General features: G+C 60.5%; 13 protein-coding genes. 9 read left to right on the top strand and 4 right to left on the bottom strand.

The features are described from left to right. Positions 1-101 precede the first annotated feature (101 nt). The 3 genes from dnaQ to KVG87_RS07615 all read right to left on the bottom strand — a co-directional run bounded on the left by dnaQ (position 102) and on the right by KVG87_RS07615 (position 2,383). Positions 102-860 (bottom strand): DNA polymerase III subunit epsilon, encoded by a 759-nt coding sequence (gene dnaQ / locus KVG87_RS07625; RefSeq protein WP_041480624.1) that lies wholly within the window; start codon positions 858-860, stop codon positions 102-104. Between the two features lie 203 nt (positions 861-1,063). Continuing rightward, on the bottom strand, positions 1,064-1,534 hold the full coding sequence (gene rnhA / locus KVG87_RS07620) for a ribonuclease HI (RefSeq protein WP_007910572.1): 471 nt from the start codon (positions 1,532-1,534) through the stop codon (positions 1,064-1,066). Between the two features lie 90 nt (positions 1,535-1,624). After that, a complete protein-coding gene (locus tag KVG87_RS07615) occupies positions 1,625-2,383 on the bottom strand; it encodes a class I SAM-dependent methyltransferase (protein WP_041480625.1) in 759 nt (252 codons plus the stop codon). 66 nt (positions 2,384-2,449) lie between these two features. On the opposite strand from KVG87_RS07615, the gene gloB reads away from it, so the two are divergent. From gloB to KVG87_RS07570, 9 genes are all read left to right on the top strand, one after another. After that, positions 2,450-3,217 (top strand): hydroxyacylglutathione hydrolase, encoded by a 768-nt coding sequence (gene gloB / locus KVG87_RS07610; protein WP_217850010.1) that lies wholly within the window; start codon positions 2,450-2,452, stop codon positions 3,215-3,217. 99 nt (positions 3,218-3,316) lie between these two features. Beyond that, on the top strand, positions 3,317-4,780 hold the full coding sequence (locus KVG87_RS07605) for a transglycosylase SLT domain-containing protein (RefSeq protein ID WP_217850009.1): 1,464 nt from the start codon (positions 3,317-3,319) through the stop codon (positions 4,778-4,780). Between the two features lie 328 nt (positions 4,781-5,108). Beyond that, positions 5,109-6,941, top strand: a complete 1,833-nt coding sequence (locus tag KVG87_RS07600) for an extracellular solute-binding protein (RefSeq protein WP_024012490.1) — start codon at positions 5,109-5,111, stop codon at positions 6,939-6,941. Further along, positions 6,938-8,779, top strand: coding sequence for an extracellular solute-binding protein (locus tag KVG87_RS07595; RefSeq protein WP_122506907.1), 1,842 nt, complete (start codon positions 6,938-6,940; stop codon positions 8,777-8,779). Before KVG87_RS07600 ends, KVG87_RS07595 begins: the two co-directional genes overlap by 4 nt. Before the next feature lie 4 nt (positions 8,780-8,783). Beyond that, positions 8,784-9,857 (top strand): microcin C ABC transporter permease YejB, encoded by a 1,074-nt coding sequence (locus KVG87_RS07590; protein WP_016774154.1) that lies wholly within the window; start codon positions 8,784-8,786, stop codon positions 9,855-9,857. A 1-nt stretch (position 9,858) separates the two neighbouring features. Next, on the top strand, positions 9,859-10,878 hold the full coding sequence (locus KVG87_RS07585) for an ABC transporter permease (RefSeq protein ID WP_016774153.1): 1,020 nt from the start codon (positions 9,859-9,861) through the stop codon (positions 10,876-10,878). Position 10,879: 1 nt separating this feature from the next. Next, the gene (locus KVG87_RS07580; RefSeq protein ID WP_056784662.1) at positions 10,880-12,490 is read left to right on the top strand and encodes an ABC transporter ATP-binding protein; all 1,611 of its coding nucleotides are present in this window, start codon (positions 10,880-10,882) and stop codon (positions 12,488-12,490) included. 19 nt (positions 12,491-12,509) lie between these two features. After that, a complete protein-coding gene (gene fabI / locus KVG87_RS07575; protein ID WP_003202751.1) occupies positions 12,510-13,304 on the top strand; it encodes an enoyl-ACP reductase FabI in 795 nt (264 codons plus the stop codon). A 150-nt stretch (positions 13,305-13,454) separates the two neighbouring features. Further along, positions 13,455-16,577 carry a hypothetical protein gene (locus KVG87_RS07570; RefSeq protein ID WP_217850007.1) on the top strand — a complete coding sequence of 1,041 codons (3,123 nt, stop codon included), beginning with the start codon at positions 13,455-13,457 and terminating at the stop codon, positions 16,575-16,577. Between the two features lie 239 nt (positions 16,578-16,816). Here the strand turns inward: KVG87_RS07570 and KVG87_RS07565 are convergent, their stop codons facing one another. Beyond that, positions 16,817-17,779, bottom strand: coding sequence for a sensor domain-containing diguanylate cyclase (locus KVG87_RS07565; RefSeq protein WP_071171843.1), 963 nt, complete (start codon positions 17,777-17,779; stop codon positions 16,817-16,819). Positions 17,780-17,813 lie beyond the last annotated feature (34 nt).

Below are 17,813 nucleotides of genomic sequence, written 5' to 3'. Positions count from 1 at the left end.
CAAACGCAAAAAATCGCTGCCTTTCTGGTCCCTACTATGGAATGCAATCCCCGTAGGAGCTGCCGAAGGCTGCGATCTTTTGATCTTTGATCTTCAGGTTTTCAGACCTGCGCATCAGCCTCGGCAATCTGCGTCCACAACGCCGGCGCACCCGCCGATTTGGCGATGATTTCCAGCCGCACCAGATGCGCCGCCAGTTCTTCTTCGGTCGCGCGAATGATGCGTGCTGGCTGGCGATCGACCGGCAGGCGGCGGATTTCCGTAGCCGAGTTGTCGGCACCCTCGCCCGTGCCATTGCCATCGGAGGCGTTGCCGGCCAGCGACAGGCTGGTCTGGCCGCCGGTCATGGTCAGATAGACGTCGGCGAGAATCTCCGAGTCGAGCAAAGCGCCGTGCAGTTCACGGCCAGAGTTGTCGACGCCGTAACGCTTGCACAACGCGTCGAGGCTGTTGCGCTGCCCCGGGTGACGTTCCCGGGCCATCATCAGGGTATCGAGGATGGTGCAATGCTGGGTGATATCGGCGCGATCGTGCTGGCCCATCAAGGCGAATTCGTTGTTGATGAAGCCAACGTCGAACGCCGCGTTGTGGATGATCAGCTGTGCGCCTTGGATGAACTCGAAGAACTCGTCGGCGACTTCGGCAAAGCGCGGCTTGCCGACGAGGAATTCGTTTGTAATGCCGTGAACACCGATCGCGCCTTCGTCGCTTTCGCGATCCGGTTGCAGGTAAACGTGGAAATGCCGGCCCGTCAGGCGCCGACCGATCAGTTCGACGCAACCGATTTCAATGATCCGGTGACCATCGGTCACCGGCATGCCGGTGGTTTCGGTATCGAGTACAACGGATCTGGTGGCCATCAGTGCTCAGCTCTCAACGGGTCAATCGGGCAAAGGCGCGGATGTTAACACGCTCGGCGGGGTGTTTCAGTCAGACCGTGGCGAGCCCTTCGCGAGCAGGCTCGCTCCCATATTGGAATGCATTCCAATTCAAGGCCTGGAATACATTTCCCTGTGGGAGCGAGCCTGCTCGCGAACGGCCACACCACGATTAGAAAGCGAAATCAGCTCTGCTTGTAACCGCGAACTTCATCCACCCCACGGTTGGCCAGTTGGTCCGCCCGCTCGTTACCGTGATGACCAATGTGCCCGCGCACCCATTTCCAGGTGACTTTGTGGCGATTGACCTGCTCGTCCAGCTCTTTCCACAGATCGGCATTCTTCACCGGCTCTTTCGCAGCCGTTTTCCAGCCGCGCTTCTTCCAGTTGGCCATCCACTCGTTGATGCCTTTCATCACGTATTGCGAGTCGGTGACCAGCAGCACTTCGCAGGGGCGCTTGAGCGCTTCGAGGCCACGAATCGCGCCGAGCAGCTCCATGCGGTTGTTGGTGGTGTTGGCCTCGCCGCCCCACAGTTCCTTTTCGACGCCCTTGCACACCAGCAGCGCGCCCCAGCCGCCGGGGCCGGGGTTGCCCTTGCAGGCGCCGTCGGTGAACAGTTCTACGGTGTCGACGCTTTCCACGCTTTCGCTCATGCCAGTCTTTCCAGAAAAATGCCTGTCCTGCCAATCACGGATCGACAATGACCGCGGCCGGGACAAGCCCGGCCACAAATAAAAGAGGGTTTACGGTTCGATGCGGCGGCGGTTGACCTTGGCCATCGGCAGCGGAATCAGCTTGCCCATCGGCTCGCGGCGTTCCTGGCGCAATGGCCGCAGCCCCACCACGATCTTGCGCGCCACCAACAGATAGAAGCCACCGCCGGACAGCTGCCAGTCACCGGCCTTGCGTTCCCAGCCGGCCAGACGGTTCTGCCACTTGGGCGACGCGAGCGGCGGACGATAGCACCCGAAGCGGCGTTTCTCCAGCGCGAAGCCCAGCAGATTGAGCCAGTCGGCGACCCGCGACGGCGAGATGCAGCGCGCCTTGCGCAAGGCATCATTGGCGAAGAAATGCCGCAGCCCCCAGGTGCTCCAGGGGTTGATGCCGATGATCAGCAGATGCCCGCCGGGGCGCACGCTGCTCGCTGCTTCACGCAGCAAACCGTGGGGCGACAGGCAGAAATCCAGGCCATGCTGCATCACCACCACATCGGCGGCGTGCTCGCTCAACGGCCAGGCCTGCTCTTCGCAAACGATCTCGACTCCGGGCAACGGTGCGCCGAGACGCACATTGCGCTGCACTTGCGGCGCGGCCGGCGGGGTTTCGGCGGACGGGCCGTAATGCACCAGATAACCGCCGAAGAAGCGCCCGAGCTCGTCGTCGAGCATGCGCCGCTCTTCATCCAGCAGAAATTGCCCGAGCGGCCCCGACAGCCATTCGCGGGCGGCGCTGATCAATGCCAGCCAGTCGGGATCGGCCTGAGCGAACGCTTTATCGGTCATGTCATTCTCCAACGCGCCAGGAACTACTAAGATGCGCCAATGTTTTCTGCTTGGCGAATTCCGACGATGATACAGATCAGTGCCCTGCCCGCGTTCACCGACAACTACATCTGGTTGTTACAGGATCATCAGACCCAGCGCTGCGCGGTGGTTGATCCGGGCGACGCCGCCCCGGTGCAGGCGTGGCTTGACGCGCATCCGGGCTGGGTGCTCAGCGATATTCTGATCACTCACCATCACCATGACCATGTCGGCGGCGTCGAGCGCCTGAAAGCGGCGAGCGGCGCCAGGGTCTACGGCCCGGCCAGCGAAAGCATTCCGGCGCGTGACGTAGCGCTCAAGGACAACGACAGCGTCAGCGTGCTCGGCTGGGACTTCGACGTCTATGCGGTGCCCGGTCACACCCTGGGGCACATCGCCTATTACCACCATGGCCTACTGTTCTGCGGCGACACCCTGTTCGCCGCCGGTTGTGGGCGACTATTCGAAGGCACACCCGAGCAGATGTACCACTCGCTCAGCCGTCTTGCGGCCTTGCCGGAAGATACGCTGGTTTACTGCACCCATGAATACACCTTGAGCAATCTGAAATTTGCCGCCGCCGTCGAGCCGGGCAATCCGGAAGTCGCCGCCCGTCTGGAAAAGGTCACCCAGCAACGGCAGAACGGCGTGATGACGTTGCCGTCGACTTTGGCCCTGGAAAAGCTTACCAATCCGTTTTTACGCACTTCTGAAACATTGGTTACACAAAAAGTGGACGAACGGGAAGGCGCTCAAAACCGGGAGCCGAGCGAGGTATTTGCGGCTCTGCGGGCATGGAAAGACAACTTCTGACGACCGCGCCGGCCGGGGCAAAAATTCTCAATGGTTGACCGCAGGGGGTGCGCTTTCTAGAATCGCCCGACATTTTTGCCCGGAACTTACTTCCAGCCAATGTCGTCATCCATACGTAAGTCCGTCAATTCAGATGCTTTGACCCGCCTGGCGCAAGCCATCGCGGTGGCTGTGTCCGCCACGCTGGCGGGTTGCTCCAGCCACGCTCCGCAGACTGAAGCGACGCATACGCCGAACATTGCTGCGCGAGCCAAGCAGAAGCCGATCTGGCTGACCGAGAAGCCCACTCCCGTGGCGCCCCAGGACATCTGGGAACGCATGCGTCAGGGCTTCCAGTTGCAGGAAGGCCTTGGCGTCAATCCGCGCATCGAGCAACAGCGCCTGTGGTTCGCCAGTAATCCCTCTTTTCTCGAGAATGCCGGCGAACGCGGCAGCCTCTATATTCATTACATCGTCGAACGCCTCGAAGAACGCAACATGCCGTTGGAACTGGCCCTGCTGCCAGTGATCGAGAGCGCGTACAACCCGATGGCCTATTCCCGCGCCGATGCGGTGGGCCTGTGGCAGTTCATTCCGTCCACCGGGCGTTACTTCAACCTGCGCCAGACGCGTTTTTATGATGGTCGTCGCGACATTACCGCCTCGACCACGGCCGCGATGGATTACCTGACCCGCCTGCACGACATGTTCAACGGCGACTGGCTGCTGGCGCTGGCAGCCTACAACGCCGGTGAAGGCACCGTCAGCCGGGCGATCGAGCGCAACGAAAAGCTCGGCCTGCCCACCGACTACTGGAACCTGCCGCTGCCGGCGGAAACCCAGGCCTATGTGCCGAAGTTGCTGGCCCTGTCGCAAGTGGTGCTGGCGCCGGAAGCCTATGGCGTCAATCTCAACCCGATCGCCAACGAACCGTACTTCCAGGTCGTCGAAATCAACCAGCGCATGGACCTGTCCAAGGTCGCTGCGGTGGCGAACATCGATGAAGACGAACTGTTCCAGCTCAATCCGGCGTTCAAACAGCGCACCACCATCGACGGTCCGCAGCACTTGCTGGTGCCGACGTCCAAGGCGCAACTGCTGACCGCCAGTCTGCAGACCATGCGCCCGGACGAACTGATCAGCCCGCGCTCGCTGAAACCGGTGTTCGAAGGCGCCGATCCGTCGGAAGTGGCACAGCTCAAGCGCGCCTATCGGGTCAAGCGTGGCGACAACCTCGGCTCCATCGCCAAGGCCAACAAGGTCGAAGTCAAGGATCTGCAGCGCTGGAACAAGCTGACCGGCAAGAACCTCAAGGTCGGCCAGACCCTGGTCATGCAGGACAACACCAAGCGTGCCCCGGCGCGCAAGTCCGGCCGGGTCAACACCGTGGTCGCGGCGAATACCAAGACCAAAGGCAAGGACGAGAGCAAGCAGCAGACCCGGTACAAGGTCAAGCGCGGCGACACCCTGTATGTGGTGGCCAAGCGCTTCAACGTCGAGATGCAACATCTCAAGCGCTGGAACCCGGGTGCGGGCAAGGCGTTGAAGCCGGGGCAGATGCTTACGGTTTATCAGCCGCACTGATTGAAGAGCCCCTGAATTCAGGGGCTTTTTATTGCCGATTGCTTTGTGCTAGGCGAAACATTGTGGCGAGGGGATTTATCCCCGCTGGGGCGCGCAGCGGCGCCGTTTTTTCTGCATCTTGAAGAAGGGACTGCTGCGCAGTCCAGCGGGGATAAATCCCCTCGCCACAGATAAATTCTCCTCGCCACAGATAAATCCCCCCACCACAGAAACAAATCGGCGCAACATCGTGTAGCGATTAACCCGCCATTAACCCGCATCTTTTTCCTGTCCAGACAAGCTGTTACTGTACGGCCCACAAAGCCCAAGCCGCTGGATCGGATCTGACTTGAAGCGTGCCCTCTCCCTGCTCCTGATCAGCCTGGCCTTGAGCTCACCCGCAAGCGCGACGATTACCGAAAGTCATGGTTATGCGCAGTTCGGCACGCTCAAGTACCCGGCCAGATTTACCCACTTCGACTGGGTCAACCCGCAAGCGCCCAAAGGCGGTACGTTGCGGGTGATGGCGTTCGGCACCTTCGATACGGTCAATCCGTACACCTTCAAGGGCACCAGCCCGGTTACCACCGCCAATTTTCTCCAGTACGGCATCAACGAGCTCAACGAGCCGCTGATGGTCGGTACCGGACAGTATTCGCCGTCCGGCGACGAGCCGGCGTCGAGCTACGGTTTGATCGCACAATCGGTGGAGTACAGCGAAGATCGCAGCTGGGTCGTCTTCAATTTGCGCCCCGAGGCGCGCTTTCACGACGGCGCGCCTGTCACCGCCTACGACGTGGCGTTCTCCTATCGAACGCTGCTCAAGGACGGTCATCCGCTGTATCGCACCGCCCTGCAGGAAGTGCTGCGAGTCGACATTCTCAACAAGCAGCGCATTCGTTTTGTGTTCAAGCGCTCGGGCAATCCGCTGCTGATCCTGCGCCTGGGCGAGTTGCCGGTGTTGCCGCAGCATTACTGGAAAGACCGCGACTTCAAAGCCACCACCTTCGAACCGCCGCTGGGTAGCGGGCCGTACCGCATCACGTCGGTCACGCCGGGTCGGCAGCTGATTTTCGAGCGGGTCAAGGATTATTGGGGCAAGGATCTGCCGGTCAATCGCGGCAAGTACAATTTCGATCGCATGGAAGTCGAGTTCTACCGCGACAGCGATGTGGCCTTCGAAGCGTTCAAGGCCGGAGAGTTCGACATCTACATCGAGCATCAGGCGAAGAACTGGGTCAACGGCTACAACTTCCCTGCGGTACGTCGTGGCGAAGTGATCAAGGTGCAGATCCCGCATCAGATCCCGACCCAGACTCAGGGCCTGTTCATGAACAGCCGCCGCGCGACCTTCGCCGATGTCAGGACGCGCGAAGCGTTGGGTCTGATGTTTGACTTCGAATGGACCAACCGCGCGCTGTTCAGCGATGCCTATAAACGCACCACCAGCTACTATCCCAACAGTGAATTCAGCGCCTCGGGTTTGCCGGTCGGGCATGAATGGCTGATGCTCAAGCCTTACAAGGAGCAATTGCCAGCCCGGCTGTTCACCGAGCCGTTTACCCTGCCGAAAACCGACGGCCGTGGCATTCCGCGCGAGACTATGCGCAAAGCCCTCGCCCTGCTCGCCGAGGCCGGTTGGAAGCTCCACGGCCAGCGCCTGCAAGACAAAGACGGCCAACCGCTGCGTTTCGAGCTGCTGCTGGTCAATCCGAGCCTGGAGCGTCTCTATCAGCCGTACATCGAAAACCTCAACAGCATCGGCATCGACGCGCGCCTGCGTACCGTCGATCGCGCCCAGTACAAACAGCGCCTCGACCAATTCGATTTCGACATGATTTCGATGACCCTCGGCCAGACCCTGAGCCCGGGCCTTGAGCAGTGGCAGTACTTCCACTCCAGCCAGGTGAACGTCAAGGGCAGCAAGAATTACGCGGGCATCGCCAACCCGGTGGTCGATCACCTGCTCGAACAATTGCTCGCCGCGCGCACCCGCGACGAGCAGGTCGCCGCCGGCAAGGCGCTGGATCGCGTGCTGCTCTGGCAGCACTACAGCATTCCCAACTGGTACCTCAATTATCACCGTCTGGCCTACCGCAACCGGTTGGCCTTTGTCACCACGCCGCCCTACACCCTGGGCCTGAGCGCGTGGTGGCTGAAGTCTTCGGAGAAAGATCGATGAACGCTGTTCGCACCCTGCTCGTGCAGGCCAGCGGCTTGCTGTTCGCCGGGCTGGCCTGGGCCGCCCCGCAACACGCCGTGACCCTGTATAACGAGCCGCCGAAATACCCGGCCGATTTCAAGCATTTCGACTACGTCAATCCCGATGCGCCCAAGGGCGGCGTGTTCCGCCAGGCCGGTTTCGGCGGCTTCGATAGCCTCAACCCGTTCATCAACAAAGGCGTGCCCGCCGATGACATCGGCCAGATCTACGACACCCTGACCAAACACAGCCTCGACGAGCCGTTCACCGAATACGGCCTGATTGCCAGCAAGATCGAAAAAGCCGACGACAACAGTTGGGTGCGCTTCTACCTGCGCCCGGAAGCACGCTTCCACGACGGCCACCCGGTGCGCGCCGAAGATGTCGTGTTCAGCTTCGAGACGCTGACCAAGGAAGGCTCGCCGATGTTTCGCGGCTACTACAACGACGTTGCCGAAGCCATCGCCGAAGACCCGTTGAAAGTCTTGTTCAAGTTCAAGCACAGCAACAACCGCGAGCTGCCGCTGATCCTCGGCCAGTTGCCGGTCCTGCCAAAACACTGGTGGGCCAGCCGCGACTTCAACAAGGGCAATCTGGAAATCCCATTGGGCAGCGGCCCGTACAAGGTCACCCAAGTGAAGGCCGGCCGTTCGGTACGTTACGAGCGGGTCAAGGATTACTGGGGCAAGGACTTGCCGGTCAACCGTGGCTTTTACAATTTCGACACGATGACCACCGACTACTACCGCGACAACACCGTCGCCCTCGAAGCGCTAAAGGCCGGGCAGTTCGATTACTGGCTGGAGATGACCGCGAAGAACTGGGCCAGCGCCTATAACGTTCCGGCGGTCACCGAGGGCCGTTTGATCAAGGAACTGATCCCCAACAGCAACCCGACCGGCATGCAGGGCTTCGTCTTCAACCTGCGCCGCCCGGTGTTTCAGGATGTGCGCGTGCGTCAGGCGCTGGGGCTGCTGTTCGACTTCGAATGGACCAACAAGCAATTATTCAACGGCGCCTACGTGCGCACCCGTAGCTACTTCGAGAACTCGGAAATGGCCGCCACCGGCCTGCCCGACGCCGAGCAACGGAAGATCCTCGAACCGTTTCGCAGCAAACTGCCGGCCCAGGTGTTCAGCGAAGCCTTCGAAAATCCCAAGACCGACGCCAGCGGCATGATCCGCACCCAGCAGCGCGAGGCGTATCAACTGCTGCAAGAGGCCGGCTGGAAAATCGTCGATGACAAAATGGTCGACGCCACCGGCAAACCGGTGGTGATCGAATTCCTCCTCGCCCAGACCGAATTCGAACGGGTGTTGCTGCCGTTCAAGCGCAACCTCAGCGACCTCGGTATCGATCTGGTGATCCGCCGCGTCGACGTCTCGCAGTACATCAACCGCGTGCGCTCGCGGGACTTCGACATGATGGTCGGCAGCTTTCCGCAGTCCAATTCGCCGGGTAACGAGCAGCGCGAATACTGGATGAGCGCCGCCGCCGACAAGCCGAGCAGCCGCAACAGCATGGGCCTCAAAGACCCGACCGTTGACCAACTGGTGGAAAGCCTGATCAACGCCGACTCGCGCAAGAGTCTGGTGGCCCACGCCCGTGCGCTGGATCGCGTACTGCAATGGGGCTACTACGTGGTGCCCAACTGGCACATCAAGAGCTGGCGCGTGGCTTACTGGAACCACATCGGCCACCCGAAAACCTCGCCCAAGTACGACATCGGCATCAACACCTGGTGGGTCAAGCCTGACGCCAAGCCTGCCGTAGAAGTCGAAACCCAACTGCAAGCCGACCCTGCGGGCACGGAGTAATCAGATGCTGGCGTATATCTTTCGGCGACTGCTGCTGATCATCCCGACCCTGTTCGGCATTCTGCTGATCAACTTCGTGATCATCCAGGCCGCGCCCGGCGGGCCGGTCGAGCAGATGATCGCCAAGCTCGAAGGTTTCGAAGGCGCTACCAGCCGGATTGCCGGCGGCGGTGCCGAAGTGGCGGTGGCCGGTTCGTCCTACCGTGGTGCGCAGGGGCTGGACCCGGCGCTGATCAAGGAAATCGAGCACATGTACGGGTTCGACAAATCGGCCCCGGAACGCCTGTGGATCATGGTCAAGAACTACGCGCAGCTGGATTTCGGCGACAGTTTCTTCCGCGACGCCAAGGTCATCGACCTGATCAAGGAAAAGATGCCGGTGTCGATCTCGCTGGGGCTGTGGAGCACGCTGATCATGTATCTGGTGTCGATCCCGCTGGGCATCGCCAAGGCCACGCGGCACGGCAGTCACTTCGACGTCTGGACCAGTTCGGCGATCATCGTCGGCTATGCAATCCCGGCGTTTCTGTTTGCGATCCTGCTGATCGTGGTGTTTGCCGGCGGCAGTTATCTGGACTGGTTCCCCCTGCGCGGGCTGACTTCGAACAACTTCGATGAGCTGAGCCTGGGCGGCAAGATCCTCGATTACTTCTGGCACCTGGCATTGCCGGTCACCGCGCTGGTGATCGGCAACTTCGCGACCATGACTCTGTTGACCAAGAACAGCTTCCTCGACGAAATCAACAAGCAGTATGTGGTCACCGCCAAGGCCAAAGGTCTGACCCGCCATCGCGTGCTCTACGGGCATGTATTCCGCAACGCCATGCTGCTGGTGATTGCTGGTTTCCCGTCGGCATTCATCGGTATCTTCTTCACCGGCTCGTTGCTGGTGGAAGTGATCTTCTCTCTCGATGGTCTCGGCCTGATGAGTTTCGAGGCGGCGATCAATCGCGATTACCCGGTGGTGTTCGGCACGCTGTTCATCTTCACCCTGCTCGGACTGGTGGTGAAACTGATCGGCGACCTGACCTACACCTTTGTCGATCCGCGTATCGACTTCGCCAGCCGGGAGCATTGAGATGAACCTGTCCCCTCTCAACCGCCGGCGCTTCGAACTGTTCAAGGCCAACAAGCGTGGCTGGTGGTCGCTGTGGCTGTTTCTGATCCTGTTCGGCCTGAGTCTGGGCGCCGAGCTGATTGCCAACGACAAACCGCTGGTCGTGCATTACGACAACAACTGGTATTTCCCGGCGATCAAGCGCTACCCGGAAACCGCGTTCGGCGGCGAATTCCCGCTGGAAGCCAACTACAAGAGTCCGTACATCCGTGAGCTGCTCAAGGCCAAGGACGCGTGGATTCTTTGGGCGCCGATCCCCTACAGCTACCAGAGCATCAACTACGACCTGAAAGTCCCGGCCCCGGCGCCACCCTCGGCGGACAACCTGCTGGGCACCGACGATCAGGGCCGCGACGTGTTGGCGCGGGTGATCTACGGTTTCCGCATTTCCGTGTTGTTTGCGCTGACGCTGACCGTGCTGAGTTCGATCATCGGCGTGATTGCCGGGGCGCTACAGGGCTTTTATGGCGGCTGGGTCGATCTCGCCGGGCAGCGTTTTCTGGAGATCTGGTCGGGGCTGCCGGTGCTGTATCTGCTGATCATCCTCGCCAGTTTCGTCCAGCCGAATTTCTGGTGGCTGCTGGGGATCATGCTGCTGTTCTCGTGGATGAGCCTGGTCGATGTAGTGCGCGCCGAGTTCCTGCGCGGGCGCAATCTGGAATACGTGCGCGCCGCCCGCGCGCTGGGCATGCAGAACGGCGCGATCATGTTCCGCCATATCCTGCCCAACGCCATGGTCTCGACCATGACTTTCATGCCGTTCATCCTCACCGGCGCCATCGGCACCCTGACCGCGCTGGACTTCCTCGGCTTCGGCTTGCCGGCCGGCAGTCCGTCGCTGGGCGAACTGGTTGCGCAGGGCAAATCCAATCTGCAGGCGCCATGGCTGGGCATGAGTGCGTTTGCCGTGCTGGCGCTGATGTTGAGCCTGCTGGTGTTTATCGGCGAGTCCGCTCGCGATGCCTTCGACCCGAGGAAGTGAAATGAATCAGGACAATCTGATCGAAGTGCGCGACCTCGCCGTCGAATTCGGTTTCGGCGAGCGCGTCCACCGCGTGGTCGAGGGCGTGAGCTTCGACATCAAGCGCGGCGAAACCCTGGCGCTGGTCGGCGAATCGGGCTCGGGCAAATCGGTCACGGCGCATTCGATCCTGCGCCTGCTGCCCTACCCCATGGCGCGGCATCCGGCCGGCAGCATCAATTACGCCGGGCAGAACCTGCTGGATTTGAGCGAGAAGACCATCCGCCATATTCGTGGCAACCGCATCGCGATGATCTTTCAGGAGCCGATGACTTCGCTCAATCCGCTGCACTCGATCGAAAAGCAGATCAACGAAGTGCTCGGCATCCACAAGGGCCTCAGCGGCAAGGTCGCGACCAAGCGCACTTTGGAACTGCTGGAGATGGTCGGCATTCCCGAGCCGCACAAGCGTCTCAAGGCCCTGCCCCATGAATTGTCCGGCGGCCAGCGGCAGCGGGTGATGATCGCCATGGCCCTGGCCAACGAGCCGGAATTGCTGATTGCCGACGAACCAACCACCGCGCTGGACGTGACCGTTCAGCTGAAAATCCTCGATTTGCTCAAGGATCTTCAGGCTCGATTGGGCATGTCGCTGCTACTGATCAGTCACGATTTGAACCTGGTGCGAAGAATTGCGCATCGCGTATGTGTCATGCAGCGCGGTTGCATCGTCGAACAGGCATCGTGCGCAGAGCTGTTCCGTTCGCCGCAGCATCCGTACACTCGGGAATTGCTCGGCGCGGAGCCCAGCGGCGGCCCGGCAAGCAATGAAATCGGCGCGCCGCTGCTCGAAGTCGAGGACCTCAAAGTCTGGTTCCCGATCAAGAAAGGCCTGCTCAAACGCACGGTGGATTACGTCAAGGCAGTGGACGGCATCAATTTCAGCCTGCCTCAGGGCCAGACCCTGGGGATCGTCGGCGAAAGCGGTTCCGGCAAATCCACCCTCGGTCTGGCGATTTTGCGGCTGATCGGCAGCAAAGGCGCGATCCGCTTTGAAGGCAAGCAGCTAGACTGCCTGACGCAGAGCGAGGTTCGCCCGCTGCGGCGGGAGATGCAGGTGGTGTTTCAGGACCCGTTCGGCAGCCTGAGCCCGCGCATGTGCGTCAATGACATCGTTGGCGAAGGCCTGCGGATACACAAGATGGGCACCGCAGCCGAACAGGAAGCGGCGATCATTGCGGCATTGAAGGAGGTAGGTCTGGATCCGGAAACCCGGCACCGCTACCCCCACGAATTTTCCGGAGGGCAACGGCAGCGAATCGCCATTGCCCGGGCCTTGGTGCTGAAACCGGCGCTGATCCTGCTGGACGAGCCGACTTCGGCGCTCGACCGGACGGTGCAGCGGCAAGTGGTGGAGCTGTTGCGTTCACTGCAAGCCAAGTACAACCTGACGTATTTGTTCATCAGCCATGACCTGGCTGTCGTCAAAGCGCTGAGCCACCAGCTGATGGTGGTCAAGCATGGCCAAGTGGTCGAACAGGGAGACGCGCAGAGTATCTTTGCCGCCCCCCAACATCCGTATACACAGCAGTTGCTGGAAGCCGCTTTTCTGGCACCAGCCACTGCGCAATAACCTGAAAGAGGAGCAACACATGGGTTTTCTCGCCGGTAAGCGCGTACTGATCGTCGGTGTCGCCAGCAAGCTGTCCATCGCATCCGGCATCGCTGCCGCCATGCATCGCGAGGGCGCTGAGCTTGCCTTCACTTATCAGAACGACAAACTCAAGGGTCGCGTCGAAGAGTTCGCACAAGGCTGGGGTTCGAGCCCTGAGCTGTGCTTCCCGTGCGACGTGGCCAGCGATGAAGAAATCGCCAAGGTCTTCGAAGAGCTGAGCAAGAAGTGGGACGGTCTGGACTGCATCGTCCACTCCGTCGGCTTCGCCCCGGGTGACCAACTGGACGGCGACTTCACCGAAGCCACCACTCGTGAAGGTTTCCGCATCGCTCACGACATCAGCGCCTACAGCTTCGTGGCCCTGGCCAAGGCTGGTCGCGAAATGATGAAAGGCCGCAACGGCAGCCTGCTGACCCTGTCGTACCTGGGCGCCGAGCGCACCATGCCGAACTACAACGTGATGGGCATGGCCAAGGCTTCGCTGGAAGCCGGCGTCCGTTACCTGGCCGGCTCCCTCGGTCCGGACGGCACCCGCGTCAACTGCGTATCGGCTGGCCCGATCCGCACCCTCGCCGCTTCCGGCATTAAGAACTTCCGCAAGATGCTGGCCGCCAACGAAGCGCAGACTCCGCTGCGCCGCAACGTCACCATCGAAGAGGTCGGCAACGCCGGCGCCTTCCTGTGCTCCGACCTGGCGTCGGGCATCAGCGGTGAAATCATGTACGTCGACGGAGGCTTCAACACCACCGCGATGGGCAACATCGAAGAGTGATCTTCCTTTAGCCGTTAAAAAACCCGCCGGATCCGGCGGGTTTTTTTATGCCTGCAGAAAAGCTCGCCCAACTACATATGTACCGCCAACCACCCTGCCCTGCCTTTGATACTCGGCGCTCGATGCTTATCAGCCGCCAGGGAGGCGCAGATGGACGACACACCGGTACATGAACAGACGCTGATTCACAATCTCATTGCAGAATTGACCGCCGTGCCGGTGGTCAGCGCCACCGCGCCAGAGCGAACGCTGGAGGTTCCCCGTGCATGCCGGCTGCGCGAGTGGATGGAGCTTTACTGGAGCGCCCTCGAACGCCCCGAATTTCTGGACTGGGCCAGTGGCTTTAACATCGATCTGGACACCCTGCAGATCAAGGGCGATACCCTGCAAGCGCAGACACCCTCCAACGGCTCCAGCGATGTCCGCACGTTCACCCTGGAAGATGATTCAGGCTGGTGGCAGATGGCGCCGATGCTGCTGTCGATTTCCCAGCGTATCGATCCTGCGGGGCTGGGCCTGCCCTACATCGGCGGTAAATCCGCCAACCCGCTGTATCGGTTTCCACGGCAAGTGGTGCTGGCGTTCTACGGTTACCCGGAGCCGCAAAACCAGATTCAGGCCCGAGTCATCCTCGCCGAGCTGAAGAAAACCGGTCTGGCGGCCATCGATGAAAACGGCAAAAGCACGTCGGCGGTGGTGAAGGAACGCAACGCGCAACTGGAAGACTTTCGGGCGATCGCCGATCGAATCGATGAAGTGCTGCTGGCGAGCGACCCTTTCGAGCAGCGAGGCTTTCTCGACTCGCCGGTAACGCTCACTTCGGCCTCTGTTTCCGCGCCGGCCAGAGGGCCGCGCCTCAAACTGGGCGAGCTTCTGGGCCGCTATGAGTTTGCGTTGCCGCAAGATGCTCGCGAAGCCAAGGCACTTGCGCAACGCCTGCGCCAGCAAAGCTGGCCGGCGCTGCCCTACGTCAGCGATTACGTGCAAAGCAACGACCCCATCGGCAGTTATCGTGAAGAATTTGGCGCTCTGGAAGATAACCGGCACATCGTGCGACGCCTTGAAGCGCTGAGCTGGAACAAAGCGCCCAAGGCCAAAATCGATTACGAGGAAATCAGCGAGCCCCATCCGGATTCTGCGCTGGCGGGACGGATGAAGTATGGCCAGCGTCAATTGCAAATACTCAGCGCCGATGAGGATTTTCAAGCCATCCTGCAGCAGCACGGACTGCCCGCCGACAGCCAATTGCTCGTCACCGAATCCGGTCATGTCGGTACCGCCAGCGTAAAAGGCTGGGTCACCCTGACGGCGCAGGTGGAAAAACAGGCTGATCTGAAACTCTTTCGCGACCAGCTCAAGGCCAAGGCAAGCAAAGCCGGCGGCGCCCTGCGCTCAAGCGGTAAAGTCACCCTTGGGCAAATGCTGCGCTTCTACAATCTGCTTTTGCCGAACACTGTCGAGCAAGCCCTCGCGCTGGTGAAATGGTTCAGAATCAATCTGCACACCCGCCCAGGGCATATGAATCACTGGTATCTGCTGGGCCAGCCGTGGACACAAACCGAGCGGTTCACGGCGCAACAGCGTCAGAGCATCATCGACACCACACAGGCGTTTTTACCCGTAGACTCGCCGCCGTTGATCGACTACCTCAGTGAGGATGTCGATACCGATCTGCCGCTCAAAACGCTCCAGGCAAAAGCCGACTACCTGATCAGCCGTATCCTGATCACACCGCGCGCGCAAACGCTGGGCAATCTGCTGGTGAAGAATCTGGGTGCTCCGGCGCAGGAGAAACGCCTGCTGGCCACCAACCGCGATCGCCTGTTGCTCGCTGCATTGATTCTCAGCCTGGAGCCGAACGCGGGTGAGGATTTGAACCGTATTGTCGTGCAACGTCTGGAGGGGCGTGATTTCTGGGGCGACAGCTATGACGAGGTACGCCGCTTCATTGATCGGCAGCCCGCTCTTGCATCGATCAAAAACAAGACGCTGGCCACCCATCTGTTGTTGTCCGGTATAGCGCCGGAGTTTCTGACCCGGCATATTCCGCCATCACTTTGTTACATGAGTTGTTCGCGCTGGGTACGGCTGAAGCAGGTCGTGCTGTATATCGAAAGCCAAATGCCGGGTGTGGCACGCCTGATGAGCTATGAGCAACTGAGCCAACTGACCAAAGGCCCGGCCCCCACGCACTTCTACAAATTCCTGCGCGAGGATTCCTGTGCCTCACTGGTCGTTGACTGGGCGGTTGCCAGAGGGCTGATCCAGCGCAACGCCGAATTTCCGGTGACTGTTTATGACGCCACGACGCTGAAGCAGGCCGATGTCCTGTTCCGCAATCACAATCGCCTGTTGAACGATCTTTATCGGCGGGCGTTCCTCTCGGCACCGCCCACTCCCGTCACGGTTGCCCTGGCCGATCTGCGCAAGGTGTTCAGCGATTCCCCCTACCTCACGGAGAAGGCGCTGTTTGTTGCAGACGCCGACACGCAGACCTCTGCAGCGCATTACTCGCTGAGCGAATTGCATGTCGCCGGCAAGCTGACAGGGAAGCTGGCGGGATGGCAATCGAGCAATGCACAGTTGCAACTGGCCCCCATGCTTGCCTCGTTGCCCAGACTGCACAATGTGGCGACCTACTTCCATGCGGCACTGAGCGCACGCCTGAGGCAAATGAAGGACGCACATAGCGCATTTCTCAAGGAAGCGTTCTGTCGCTTGCCGTTCGCGCAGCGAATCGACATCGAAGACCACGAGCTGGAACTGCTCGCCCTGCGGCCAGTATCGGCAGCCACGGACAAGCTGGCTGACGCCAGCAACGCGCCATTCGGCATATTGGCGCTGCTACGTGGCAGGCCAAACAGAGTCCTCGAGATTTTCACTGGCAGGAATGAAGTGGTGCTGCGTCGCGATATCGACCTTGCATTACTCAAACCATCGGGGGCAAATGATGCGGCGAAATCGCTGCCCCTCGACGCCGAAGCCTACAGGCACGGCTCCCAGCCTCGCTTGAATGCCACTTGTAACGCGTTCATTACTCGCCTCGATATTCAGGGCGCCCCCCTGGCGCAACAGGAGCGCGCCGCCGTGCCCGATACTTTCGCCTCCAACACAGTCAACGCCATCGCCAGCACCGCTGTCCGGCATCTGTTCGATGCCTTTAAAGCACAAGCCTTGCAAGACGCATTGCGCGTGCCCGAACTCGAGGATGCCGCTGCGAGTCACGAGAAATGGCTGGCGTTTTACCAGAAGCTGAGCCCGCCCAAGCGCTGAGCACTGGCGAATCCGGCGATAGAACGACTGACGCCTTCGCGAGCAGGCTCGCTCCCACAGAGATGGTGCTGAACTGAAAAATCTTCCGCGCCATCGAAACCTGTGGGAGCGAGCCTGCTCGCGAAGACATTCCATCAGCCAGCATCAAATTGCCTGACTCACCGCAATCGCGGGCAAGCCCGCTCCCACGGGATTCAAGGGAGTCTGTGGGAGCTGGCTCGCCAGCGATGGTGCCGGTGCTAGCAGCCTTTCAACGCCTGTTTGTGCGCATACATCGCGCCATCCGCATCGGCGAGCAGGCGATCAACGGTTTCGTGGCGTGTGGGGTCGTATTCGATCTGGCCGACGCTGAAGCGAATCGCATAACCACGGTGCAGCGTGGCGTTGCGCTCTTCGAGGATTTCCTTGAGCCGCGCCATGATCCGCGTGGTTTCAACGTGGCTCGAGCCGGTCAGCAACGCGACGAACTCATCACCGCCCAAGCGCCCGACCACATCGCTCTCGCGAAAGGCAATGCGCAACACATCGGCGAAGGTCTTCAGCGCGCTGTCGCCTTCGGCATGGCCGTACAGATCGTTGATCTGCTTGAAGTCGTTGAGATCGAAAAACAACAGTGTCGCCGGTCGGTTCAAACGTGCGCAGGCGTCCAGTGCGTGCTGGGCCAATTGCTTGAAACCACGGCGATTGGACAGCAGCGTCAACTCATCCATGCTCGCCATCTGCACCGCCATCAACTCTTGCTCGGCCATCTCCGCGAGGTCACGCAGCAGCGCGCGCTCTTCGTCATCGAGATGGCGAGGTTTGGTATCAATCAGGCACAGGGTGCCCATTTTGTTACCGTCCGGCACCGTCAATGGATAACCGGCGTAAAAGCGAATATTCGGTGCGCCAGTGACCAACGGGTTGTCATGAAAGCGCAAATCTTCCAGCGCATCGGGCACCAGCATTAGCTCGTTTTGCAAAATCGCATGGCCGCAGAACGAGACATCGCGGGACGTCTCGCTGACATCCAGACCCACACAGGACTTGAACCACTGGCGATCCGTGTCGACCAGCGTGACCAGGGCGATCGGCACGTTGAACAAGCGCTTGGCCAGGCGCGTCAGACGATCAAAGCGCTCCTCCGGCGCTGAGTCGAGGTTGAGGCCATGCAGCGCGTCGATACGTGCAGCTTCATTGGCAGGTTTTCCGGGCACCAGCATGCGCACACTCCGTAGACAGTCATGCGTTCAGCGT

This window comes from Pseudomonas siliginis, from assembly GCF_019145195.1.
Lineage (GTDB): Bacteria > Pseudomonadota > Gammaproteobacteria > Pseudomonadales > Pseudomonadaceae > Aquipseudomonas > Aquipseudomonas siliginis.
The sequence above is the reverse complement of the archived record's forward strand: the minus strand, read 5'-3'. Positions and strand labels throughout refer to the sequence as shown.